We start from the raw sequence: 11,253 nt of genomic DNA on the forward strand, positions 1-11,253 counted from the left end.
AACGCCCCGAAGTCATCGCCGCCCTCGTCGTGGCCGAAGTGCTGCAGGCGCTGGCAGTCCGGGCCGTGTGGGTGTGGCGAGGGCGCGTACAGATATGTGATCAGGTTGTTTGGCGCGGCGGCGTAATCAGTGCGGGGCTGATGCGTGTCTCAGACCTCAGCCGTAACCCAGGCCCGGACTGCCAGCGCCTGCAGCACTTCGGCCACGACGAGGGCGGCGATGACTTCGGGGCGTTTGTCGGGCACTGCGTGGCCTCCGATCGGGCAGACCAGGGCGGCGGTGGGCACATCGGGTATCTGCTCCGCATGCCAGCGCAGGAAACGCGCGCGTTTGGTTTTGGAGCCGATCAGCCCGACATAGGCGGCGTCCTGGCGGTCAAGTGCTTCGGATGTCAGCAGGAAATCCAGCGCGTGGTCATGGGTGGCGATGATATGGGCGCTACCGGCGGGCGCGGCGCGCAGCAGGGCTTCGGGCAGCGGTGTCAGGCACGTCTCCACCCCGCTGCTGCACAGCAAAAGTTCCGTTTCGCGGCTGTCGACCAGCAGCAGGCGCAGGGGCAGCGGCGCAAAAGCACGGGCCAGCGCGCGGCCCACATGGCCGGCACCATAGAGATACACATGCGGCTCTGCGTCACGTGCGTCGTGTTCCTCTTGCAGCAGGGCCGCGCGGTCGACGGCCTCCATGCGTTGCAGCGACAGGGTGACACGTCCACCGCAGCACTGGCCGATTTCGGGACCAAGCGGCACGTCCATTTCGGTGCGCGCGCCGCTATGGGCCAGCAGCGCGCGGGCCTGATCGATCGCCATATATTCCAGCTGACCGCCGCCGATAGTGCCGCAGATCCCGGTGGCGCTGACGCACATGGTGGTGCCTTCGCTGCGCGGCGACGAGCCCTGCACCCGGGTCAATTGAACCTGGATCACATCGGGGGAGGCGGCCAGAAACAGCGCCAGTTCCGTTGCCTTGCCGGACAGACGACCCGGGGCGACATCCGGCCCGTCGTCCGAAGCATAAAATGCGCTGTCCGGCGCGGTGTTGTCCGCAGCGCTGGCACGCAGTTTCGCTGAGTCATTGCGCGGTGCATCCTCCGGGGGGCTTGCAGCAGCACGACCCGGGGAGGTGTCCGGCGTGTTGCCTGGAAGCGTTCCAGCGGCGTTTTGCACTGCAACCTGCGGTGCGTTGTCGGATGCATCGCCCGACGCGTTGCCCGGATTATTGTCTGTGCTGTTGTCGGTGCTGTTGCCCGGGCCGCCGCCCGCCGTGCTGACGCTCAGGCTGGCTGTCTGGCGGGCGGGCTTAGCGGCCGGCGCAGCGTCCGGTGCGCTGTCAGACCTGCCCTCTGGCCCGATAACAGGTGCGCGGCTGTGGCCAGTATCGCGTGTGGAGTCAGCCATCGGCCTGCCCCGTGTCCCCCTGCCCTGTACCACCAGCACGCAGCCGTTCCACCGCCATCAGCACGCGTTCGGGCGTGGCCGGCGCATCAAGGCGCGGGCATTCGCGGTAGTCCGCCACCGAGGCCACCGCCATCGACAGCGCTTCAAACACCGAAATGCCCAGCATGAAGGGGGGTTCGCCCACCGCTTTGGAGCGTTTGATGGTGCGTTCGCGGTTTTGCGACCAGTCGGCCAGTTTCACGTTGAATTCACGCGGTCGGTCCGAGGCCAGCGGAATTTTATAGGTCGAGGGCGCGTGGGTGCGCAGACGGCCGGCCTCGTCCCACCACAGCTCTTCCGTAGTGAGCCAGCCAACGCCCTGGATAAAGGCGCCTTCGACCTGGCCCAGATCCAGTGCCGGGTTCAGCGACAGGCCGACATCATGCAGCACGTCGCTGCGCTCGATCTGATATTCGCCGGTGAGCGTGTCGATGCTGACCTCGGACACCGAGGCACCATAGGCGAAATAATAAAACGGCGTGCCCTTGCCGGCGGCGCGGTCCCAGTGGATTTTCGGCGTCTTGTAAAACCCGGTGGCCGAAAGCTGCACCCGCGCCATATAGGCCTGTTTGATAAAGCTATCAAACGGGATCGATTCCGCACCCGCGTGCACCATATTGGCGGCGAACCGCACCCCGTCCGGCGCCACATTCCAGTGTTCGCAGGCAAATTTCACCAGCCGCGCTTTGATCTGCTCTGCCGCGTTCAGTGCCGCCATCCCATTCAGATCGGTGCCGGAAGAGGCGGCGGTGGCCGAGGTGTTGGGCACTTTTTCGGTGGTGGTTTTGGTGATCTTGATACGGTCGAAATCGACCTGGAAGGCTTCGGCCACGACCTGGGCGATTTTGGTGTTCAGCCCCTGGCCCATTTCGGTGCCGCCGTGGTTCAGCGCGATGGAGCCGTCATTGTAGATATGGATCAGCGCGCCGGCCTGGTTGAACCAGGTGGCGGTGAAAGAGATGCCGAATTTCACCGGGGTCAGCGCGATGCCTTTGCGGATGATGCCGCCACGCGCGTTGTAGTCCAGCACCGCTTTGCGCCTGGCCTGGTAGTCCGAGCTGTCTTCCAGCTCACCCACCAGGCGGTCCAGAATACTGTCGTTGACCTCCTGATGATAGGGAGTCAGGTCGCCGCCCCTGGCGCTGTAAAAGTTGGCTTTGCGCACTTCAAGCGGGTCTTTGCCCAGCACACAGGCGATCTCTTCCATCACCCGCTCGGCCGCGATCACGCCCTGGGGGCCGCCAAAACCACGAAAGGCGGTGTTAGAGACGGTATTGGTTTTCATCGGCTTTGAGACCAGCCGTACATGGGGGTAAAAATAGGCGTTATCGGCGTGAAACAGCGCCCGGTCGGTCACCGGGCCCGACAGATCGGCGCTAAAACCGCAGCGTGCCGCATAGGTGCCGTCAAAGCCGTGGATACGACCGTCACCATCAAAGCTGACGTCATAATCGACAACGAAATCATGGCGTTTGCCGGTGGCGGTCATGTCTTGATCGCGGTCGGGGCGGATTTTCACTGCCCTGCCCCATTTGCGTGCGGCCAGCGCGGCGACGACACAGAACAGGTTCATCTGGCTTTCTTTGCCGCCAAAACCGCCGCCCATCCGGCGCACGTTCACACTGACAGCATTGGAGGGCACGCCAAGCGCGTGGGCGACCATATGCTGGGCTTCGCTGGGGTGCTGGGTCGAGCAATGCAGCAGCATCTCATCGTCTTCACCCGGCACTGCCATGGCGATCTGGCCTTCCAGATACATATGGTCCTGGCCGCCGATACGCATAGAGCCCTGCAGCCGGTGCGGCGCGGATTTCAGCGCGGTCTCGACATCGCCGCGTTGCAGTTTCAAAGGTTCAGTCACCATCGGGTAATCTGCTGCAATGGCCTCTGACACGTCGGTAATATGGGGCAGCGGTGTTACATCGATCTTCGCCAGTTCAGCGGCACGGCGTGCCTGCATGCGGCTTTCGGCCACCACCGCAAACAGCGGCTGGCCATGGAACTGAATGGTTTCGGTCGGGAACACCGGCTCGTCGCCACGCCCGGTGGGGCTGATGTCGTTGCTGCCGGTGAGATCATCGGCGGTGATCAGGCCAATGACGCCGGGCGCGGCCAGCACATCAGTGTAATCAATCGCGTTGAGGGTGCCATGGGCGACGTCCGAGACGCCGAGACAGGCGTGGATCAGACCCTTGGGTTCATTGATGTCATCGGTGTAGGTGGCCCGCCCGGTGACATGTTTGGCGGCGCTGTCATGCTGCAGGTCGGTATGGACACCGCCCCGGATTGTCACGTCAGTTTTCATGGTCTCTCGCCTCCCTTAAGCCCGTTCCAGCCGCACCGGCTGATCACTGTCGCTCTGTTCCAGGTAAAAGCGGCGGAACAGGTTCTGCGACACTTTCATGCGGTAGTCAGCACCGGCCCGCCAGTCGCTGAGCGGGGTGAAGTCCTGGGGCAGCGCCGCGGCGGCAGCGTCAAGGCTGGCCGCGGAGAATTGCTGACCGATCAGCGCGGCCTCGGACGCTTTGGCGCGTTTGGGTATCGCGGCCATGCCGCCGAATGCGATGCGGGCTGCGGTGATTTTACCATCCCGGAGCGTGACATTAAAGGCGGCACAGACCGAGGAGATATCTTCGTCCCGGCGTTTGGAGATTTTATAGGCGGCGTTCAACGTCTCAGACCCGCTGCGCGGGATGCGGATCGAGTGGACAAACTCACCCGGAGCGCGGTCTTGTTTGCCATAGGCGATAAAAAAAACTTCCAGCGGCAGGGTGCGGCTGTTTTTGCCGTGGCGCAGGGTGATCTCCGCCCCCAGTGCGATCAACAGCGGCGGCGTGTCGCCAATGGGCGACCCGTTGGCGATATTGCCACCCACCGTGCCCATGTTGCGCACTTGCCAACCCGCAATGCGGTCCCAGAATTCAGGGATATGGGGAAAGGCGTCGCCAAGCGCCTGTTCACATTCGCTGTAGGTGACACCTGCGCCCAGGGTCAGATCGCCGTCGGTGGTGGTGATCTGCTTCAGCCCTTCAAGATGGCCCACATGCACAGCCGGAGAAATGCTGCGCAGCATTTTGGTGACCCAGAGCCCGACATCGGTGGCACCGGCAACGATGGTGGCGTCGGGTGTCTCCAGCAGAACCTGGGCCAGATCGTCGACATCTGCGGGCAGGATGGCCTGGCTGCCGGCGTTTTCCACCACCACCCGTTTGCCGTCCTGCAGCGCCTGCAGGCTGGCGGTAATGCTGGCGCGCTCAACGCGCAGCAGATCGTCACTGGCGCTGCCATAGCGGGTCATCGCCAGCGCGGCGCGGATGATCGGCTCATAGCCGGTGCAGCGGCAGAGATTGCCCTGCAGCGCAGTTTCCACCTGCTGCTCGCTGGGGGCGGCGTTCTTCATCCACAGCGCATAGAGCGACATCACAAAACCCGGGGTGCAAAAGCCGCATTGGGAGCCGTGGAAATCGACCATTGCCTGCTGTACCGGGTGCAGACGGCCGTCCGTGCCGGAAAGATGCTCAATGGTCACCACGTGGCAGCCGTCCAGCGAGGCCAGCAGACGGATACAGGCGTTGACGGTCTCATAGCGCAGCACGCCCTGATGCAGCCGCCCCACCAGCACGGTGCAGGCGCCGCAATCGCCTTCGGCGCAGCCTTCTTTGCTGCCGGTCAGCCGCCGTTCGTCGCGCAGATAGTCCAGCAGCATGTCATCGGCGCCCACCTGGCTCAGCCGTGTGGTGGTGCCGTTCAGAAGAAACTGGATGTGCGGACGATGTGGCATAGCGGCCTCCGGATTGCGTAAAACCTGTGCGCAGTGTCGCAGAGCCCGGGCTGAGCCCCCGCTCCGGCGCAAAGCGAATGCAACTCTGCACCGATTACACGCGCGTCTGCCAGCAGAATTTATACCCGCTGGTCAATTTTGACCAGCCCGGCGGCTGCGGAGCAGCACCGCCGCTGCTGCTGCCACCAGCACGAGAGCTGGGGCTGGCGATGGCGGGGAGGCCTGCCAGCTGGCTGGACGCCGGCAGGAGCTTGTGGTTAGGCTGCGGGCCAAGGTCGCCAGTTAAAGGCCTGAATTCAGAGCCTGCGAGGACCTGCTTCTCGCCTGTTACCCGCCGGTGCCAGCCCCGTTTCAGAGCCGTTTCTGACCCGTATCCGACCTGTATCTGGCCTGGTTCAGACCGCCCCCAACGAGAGGCCCCGTGAACAGATACCCCCGTGGCATGCGCGGACGTGGCGCTGAGGCGCCGGACGCCAGCTGGCCAGGTGGCGCAAAAATTGCTGTGCAATTAGTCATCAACTATGAAGAGGGCGGCGATAATTGCGTGTTGCATAGTGACGCGGCCTCCGAAGCTTTTCTGTCCGAATTCGTCGGCGTGGCAGGCCATGACCGGAGCGCGCAGGGGATGCCGGAGGCATCGGGCGCGCCAGGGATGACAGGGATAGCGGAAGCGGCGCTGAGCGGACCCTGCGTCTGGAACCGCCGACGGCGGCGGAATTTGCCGCGTTTGGTGAAGTGATCGAGGTCACTGGCAGCCCGGACAAGCTGATCAATCAGGGGCTCTGCGGCCGCCACCACGACCTGGCGCGACTTGATTTTGGCGATGGGGCCGCTGGCATCAGCCTGTTTAACGCCGAGGCACGTCAGCTGCCCTGTCTGGTGGAGCTGGTGGAGCGCCATCCCGAAGGCAGTCAGGCCTTTATCCCGCTCAATCAGGTGCCGATGATGGTGATCGTGGCGCAAGATGACGCCGGTGTGCCGGTCAACCTGCGCGCCTTCCTCAGCGCGCCCGGCCAGTCCGTAAACCTGCACCGTGGCACCTGGCACGGCGTGCTGGCGCCCTTTGAAGCGCCCGGCCAACACGCTGTAGTCGACCGCTTCGGCGAGGGCGACAATCTGGAAGAACATTGGTTTGAAACGGCATACACGGTCGTCAGGGCCTGAACCAGGGCGCCGGTTGAACTGTCTGAACCAGCTCACGGGCGCACATAGTTGCGAATGGCTGTGGCGCAGGGCTGAGCCCGGTCCATGGGGCCCCGCCCGGCCCGTGGGTCCGGGCGGGGCAGACCCGTTGCTGTTTCAGTCCGGGTTCGAAATGCTCTGTCCTGACATTGACGAACCGAAACTGGCGACCGCAAACAGTATCGCAATATCAGCCAGGCGCTCGCCCCCTCCCAGAATACAGTGGCGGCTAACTGACTTATTCCTGGTACAGAGGCGCTTGGTTCTGTTGCACGTCTGATGGTGGTGCGCTTCGATTAGTGTTGCCCACCCGGCCTCATTGCAACTTGCCCACAAAACGCAGCAACCGCCGCAGGGGAGGCCGCGCGCCGCGCCCTGCGGGCGCGGCGCGCGGCCCGGCTCTCTTTTGGACCGGCGAGTTCAGAAGCGCGGCTGTCCCGTTTTCTGTCTGCGTCGTTCAGCCCTGGCGCTGACGTTCAGAAATCAGCCGCGCCATGTCCAGCATGCGGTTGGAAAATCCCCATTCATTGTCATACCAGCCAAACACCCTGAGCAACCCGCCGACCGAAACCGAGGTTTCCAGCCCGGAGAGCACGATGGATTCCGGCCGGCCGCGCAGATCTGTGGAGACCAGCGGTTGGTCGATCCAGCCGATCAGGTTGCTGTTTTCAGCCGCCTGGCGCAGCACCGCATTCACCTGCTCCACCGTGACCGGTTCGCGGGTCTGCAGGTTCAGGTCAATCGCTGAGACGCTGGCGGTGGGCACCCGGATGGCGCGTGCTTCAATGCGGCCGGCGAGCGCGGGCAGCACCTCGCCGATCAGCCGCGCCGCCGAGGTGGTGGTCGGCACCATCGACAGAGCGGCGGCCCGGCTGCGCGCCAGGTTGTCGCGGGGTTTGTCGATGGTGGGCTGGCTGCCGGTGTAACAGTGCACCGTGGTCATATGGCCGCTTTCCACGCCCCAGTTCTCATCCAGAATACGCAGCAGCGGTGCCAGCGCATTGGTGGTACAGGAGGCGTTGGAGACGATGCGGTGATCCGCCAGATCCGCGTCATTGGCGCCCAGCACCACGGTGACATCGGCCACCGCAGAGGGGCCGGAAATCAGCACCGCGTGGGCACCGGCTTCAAGCCCGCGCATGGCGGTGGCCCGGTTGCCGGCCGCGCCGGTGCATTCCAGCAGCACATCCACGTCCGACAGGTTCAGCTCGCCCACATCGCGCACGCAGTGAAACGGGATGGTTTTGCCGTCGACCGTCAGGCTGTGGTCGCCAAAGCTGACCGCGCCGGGAAACGGGCCGAAAACACTGTCGTACTGAAACAGATAAGCACATGTTTCCAGCGGCGCGATGTCGTTGATCAGGGTAATTTCAAAGGCTTCTGCCGCGCGTGACGTTGCCAGCATGCGCAGGATGGAGCGGCCAATGCGGCCAAAGCCGTTCAGCGCCAGTTTCACAGGCCTGTCAGTTTGCTGGTTGGTCATAGAGCCACCTTTTTTCCGGGTCTGTCTCAGAAGCTAAGTACTGATCCAATTGGCCGCGGCTTGTCCACCGCGAAATTGTACCCCTCTGCGGTTCGCAGTCGCAGCAGGTGTCACTGCACCTGCCCCCGCCGCCATTCTGATGCCGGGTCCGGTGGCTTTCTGAGGGCGGTTCCGGCGGGTATTGCGATGCCCGCGCCGGTCGCTTCCGGGGCCGGCAGGAGCCGGTGCGCGCCAGATCCGCCTGGGCCGCGGACACGGGTAGGCTGCACTCAGGCGATATATTGCGAAAAAATCTCCGCATATCCGGACCGCGGCCAGGACAAGACAAGACAAGACAAGACAAGACCCGCAAACGGGATTTATCCCCAAAGGGCAGCGCGGAGGTGACAATATCGCTGAACGTGCCTTTGGGAATCACCGCTCAGGCATCGGCAAAACAGCCCCCGGTCGCACATCAGTTGTATCTGAGGCGGCAGACCACCCTGACGGGCATAGTAGCGACGTGACGTCGTGGCCTGTCATTAAAGTTCTATCTATTTCACCTGCAAACCATAAGCAGCAGAAAAGCCAAGCCAAATCAAACCTTCCGGAGCAGGAAGGTTTTGTGCACTATACTTTTGAGCCGGGGCACGGGCTTGCCACTCCCGGCCCGCCCGCCTATTGCTGAAAACGCGTTAAACGGGAATATCCGGAGACTATGTTATTTTACCGCCTGATACTGCTCGTTGCCGCCCCGGTGCTTGCCCTTCGATTTCTGCTGCGTCAATTGCGCGGCAAACCCCGGCCCGGTGCCATAGCTGAGCGGCTTGGTGGCAGCAGCGGCGAAGGTGTTCTGCACAGGGGGGCGGTGGTCTGGGTGCATGGCTCGTCGCTGGGCGAGCTGACCGGGGCGCGGGCAATGATTGATCTGATCCTGTCACGAGACCCTGATCTGCACATTGTAATTACCACAAACACAGAAACCGCCCATAAAATGGTCCGGGACTGGGGCCTGGCGCGGGTGGACGTGGTGCTGGCGCCGCTGGACTACCGGTATGCGGTGAAACGTTTCCTTGCGCGCTGGCAGCCGGCGCTGCTGATCACCATTGAAAACGAAATCTGGCCCAACCGGTTTGAGCTGTGCCATCAGGCCGGCATCCCGGTGACGCTTCTGGGTGCGCGCATGTCGGAAAAATCTGCCCGTATCTGGGCCAGACTCGGCGCTTTGCCCCGGCGCGTTTTTGACCAGATCAGCCTGATCAGCGCCCAGGACCGCGGCTCGGAATCCCGGCTGGTGACGCTGGGGGTGCGCAGCGATGCCACCGCGCCGCTGGCCAATCTGAAAAGCGGCGTTTCCATCCCGGCCGGCGATACGCAGGAGCTGGAGGAATTGCGCACCGTTTTTCCCTATGCCACCACGTTGCTGGCCGCCTCGACCCACCAGGGAGAAGAGGCACAGATCCTGGCCGCCTATAAGCTGGCGCTCAAAAAACAACCACAGCTGCGGCTGATTCTGGCGCCGCGCCATCCCGGCCGCGCCGACGAGATTGCCGGGATGATCGCCGGCATGGGGCTGGCTTGCCGCCGGCGCTCCCGCAGGGAGGCGCCGGAAGCGGACAGCGTGTTCCTGGCCGATACGCTGGGCGAAATGGCGCTTTGGTATCAGCTGGCCGCGCTGACATTTGTCGGGGGCTCGCTGGTGCATAAGGGCGGCCATACCCCGTTTGAACCGGTGCAGTTCGGCTCTGTGGTGCTGCACGGGCCCGATGTCAGCAACCACGGCGGTGCCTATCAGGCGCTGGCCGGTGCCAACGGCTCTGCCCGGATCAGCAGCGAATGGGACATGGCATCGATGATCTGTCATCTGAGTGCCGACAACACCCGGCGCGAGACCATGCGCCTTGCAGCCACTGAAGCGCTGGCCGAGCTGCGCCGCGATGACAGCGCGCTGCAGAATTTTGTAGAACGTGCGGCATTGCTGAGCGGCATTTACACGATTTCCGGGTGCGCAGACACCCCGGAGGCGTAAAGATCCTGCCACCGGCATCTGGCACGGTGTGGTTTTGGCCCGGGGTCGTCCTGCTCCGCGGTCGTTCAGTTCCGGGTCGTTCTGCTCCGGAGGCGGTCCGGTTCGCGGTCGTTCCGGATCCGGCCTGAACAGGTGTTGTTCTGATTCCGGCCTGGCGGGACGGCAGAATTCTGCAGCGGCTGTGGCGGCCCGTCTGGTCTGATCCCGGCCCCGCTTTCTTCACAAGCCTGCCGCCCGGCTCCTCCCGCACAGACCTTTGGCGCTGCTCCCCCGGCAGCGGCACCCGGCGCTGGCTCGCCGGCAAGGCCACTCATGCCCTCCCCCTGCACGTTGACGGCGTCAGCCATCCCCTTGCCGCCATTCCGGGCGCCTGGCAGCTACGCCGCGTTTGAGTGGGTTTGCCGGCGCTCCGGCGTGGCAATCCGGTACAGGTCAGCGCTTGTCAGCTTGCCTTTTCTGTCGTTTTACGCTCTGTAGGGGGCCCGTCAGACAAGTCGAAGAGACGCCGCACCTTATGATCCGTTATGCGCTAAAATGTAATCAGGACCACAGTTTTGAAAGCTGGTTCCAGTCGGGTGGTGCTTTTGATGCGCTGAACGCGGCGGGACATGTGCAATGTCCGCTCTGTGGCAGTGCTGATGTCAAAAAAGCCATTATGGCACCGCGGGTGCGCCCGGCGCGCTCTGCGGCGGTGGCACCTCCCGCCCCTGCCGCCCCTGAGGCTGAGACCATTGGCACGGCCCCACAGGCCCCCGATGCCGCCCGGGCGGACACCGACCCGGATCAGCACGCGAAGGCCCCAACGCAACCGGCTTTGACGCCGGCAGCCCAGGGTGCGGGGGCGCTTTCGGCCCCGGGCGGCGAGATCGAGGCGGCACTGCAGGAACTGCGGCGCAAAGTGGAAAAAAACTCAGAATATGTTGGCAAGGGCTTTGCTTCAGAGGCCCGGGCCATGCATCTGGGCGAGGCACCGGAACGTGCAATCTTTGGCGAAGCCCGGGTGGAAGAAGCCCGCGAGCTGATCGAGGATGGCATTGCGGTGGTGCCGCTGCCCTTTCTGCCCGGCCGCAAAAGCAACTGAAGCCCCGGGAGAGCCACCGTCCCGGGTCGCAGGCGCCCGCCCTGGCGGGCGGGGCGACTGCAGCAGCGCTGCTGTTGGCGGGCCGCCGCCCGGTCAATCCGGACCGACCCAGGCACCCCGCTTCACTAACAACGGGGGCGTCGCCACCAGCGCCACACCGCCAGAGCTCGCAGTCGCCTGCGACCGCGGGCGGGGCGGCGCCAGAGCGCCACGGTTGCACGGGGTCGCAGGCGCCCGGCATGCCGGGCGGGGCGAGCCGCGCAACGCCGCGGTGGCGCGCTGACG

At 64.1% G+C, this 11,253-nt stretch carries 7 protein-coding genes and 1 pseudogene; 4 read left to right on the forward strand and 4 right to left on the reverse strand.

Annotated features, from left to right (window positions below; translation table 11 throughout):
* Positions 1-149: 149 nt before the first annotated feature.
* From xdhC to xdhA, 3 genes are read right to left on the reverse strand one after another with little or no spacing between them, the layout of a single operon-like run.
* A complete protein-coding gene (gene xdhC, locus DWA01_RS23445) occupies positions 150-1,394 on the reverse strand; it encodes a xanthine dehydrogenase accessory protein XdhC (RefSeq protein WP_114284951.1) in 1,245 nt (414 codons plus the stop codon).
* Positions 1,387-3,738 (reverse strand): xanthine dehydrogenase molybdopterin binding subunit, encoded by a 2,352-nt coding sequence (xdhB, locus tag DWA01_RS06060; RefSeq protein ID WP_114284952.1) that lies wholly within the window; start codon positions 3,736-3,738, stop codon positions 1,387-1,389. Before xdhB ends, xdhC begins: the two co-directional genes overlap by 8 nt.
* Before the next feature lie 15 nt (positions 3,739-3,753).
* Positions 3,754-5,214 (reverse strand): xanthine dehydrogenase small subunit, encoded by a 1,461-nt coding sequence (gene xdhA, locus DWA01_RS06065; RefSeq protein WP_114284953.1) that lies wholly within the window; start codon positions 5,212-5,214, stop codon positions 3,754-3,756.
* 421 nt (positions 5,215-5,635) lie between these two features.
* On the opposite strand from xdhA, the pseudogene DWA01_RS23450 reads away from it, so the two are divergent.
* Positions 5,636-5,815, forward strand: a pseudogene (locus tag DWA01_RS23450) (allantoinase PuuE); the annotation flags it as partial.
* Positions 5,816-5,850: 35 nt separating this feature from the next.
* Positions 5,851-6,378: an ureidoglycolate lyase gene (locus DWA01_RS06075; protein ID WP_419186988.1), complete on the forward strand. Its 528-nt coding sequence runs from the start codon at positions 5,851-5,853 to the stop codon at positions 6,376-6,378.
* 475 nt (positions 6,379-6,853) lie between these two features.
* Here the strand turns inward: DWA01_RS06075 and DWA01_RS06080 are convergent, their stop codons facing one another.
* Positions 6,854-7,879: a type I glyceraldehyde-3-phosphate dehydrogenase gene (locus tag DWA01_RS06080; RefSeq protein ID WP_114284955.1), complete on the reverse strand. Its 1,026-nt coding sequence runs from the start codon at positions 7,877-7,879 to the stop codon at positions 6,854-6,856.
* A 697-nt stretch (positions 7,880-8,576) separates the two neighbouring features.
* Between DWA01_RS06080 and DWA01_RS06090 the strand changes: the two genes are divergently transcribed.
* Both DWA01_RS06090 and DWA01_RS06095 read left to right on the forward strand, forming a co-directional pair.
* Positions 8,577-9,887 carry a 3-deoxy-D-manno-octulosonic acid transferase gene (locus DWA01_RS06090; protein ID WP_114284957.1) on the forward strand — a complete coding sequence of 437 codons (1,311 nt, stop codon included), beginning with the start codon at positions 8,577-8,579 and terminating at the stop codon, positions 9,885-9,887.
* 514 nt (positions 9,888-10,401) lie between these two features.
* Positions 10,402-10,968, forward strand: a complete 567-nt coding sequence (locus DWA01_RS06095; protein WP_114284958.1) for a DUF1178 family protein — start codon at positions 10,402-10,404, stop codon at positions 10,966-10,968.
* The last annotated feature ends 285 nt before the right edge of the window (positions 10,969-11,253 follow it).

It is taken from the genome of Candidatus Halocynthiibacter alkanivorans, from assembly GCF_003333265.1.
In the GTDB taxonomy this organism is placed as follows: Bacteria; Pseudomonadota; Alphaproteobacteria; order Rhodobacterales; family Rhodobacteraceae; genus Halocyntiibacter_A; species Halocyntiibacter_A alkanivorans.

Coding starts and splice junctions, on each gene's coding strand:
- xdhB (WP_114284952.1), bottom strand. CDS start 3,738: ATGAAAACTGACGTGACAATCCGGGGCGGTGTCCATACCGACCTGCAG.
- DWA01_RS06090 (WP_114284957.1), top strand. CDS start 8,577: ATGTTATTTTACCGCCTGATACTGCTCGTTGCCGCCCCGGTGCTTGCC.
- xdhA (WP_114284953.1), bottom strand. CDS start 5,214: ATGCCACATCGTCCGCACATCCAGTTTCTTCTGAACGGCACCACCACA.
- xdhC (WP_114284951.1), bottom strand. CDS start 1,394: ATGGCTGACTCCACACGCGATACTGGCCACAGCCGCGCACCTGTTATC.
- DWA01_RS06095 (WP_114284958.1), top strand. CDS start 10,402: ATGATCCGTTATGCGCTAAAATGTAATCAGGACCACAGTTTTGAAAGC.
- DWA01_RS06080 (WP_114284955.1), bottom strand. CDS start 7,879: ATGACCAACCAGCAAACTGACAGGCCTGTGAAACTGGCGCTGAACGGC.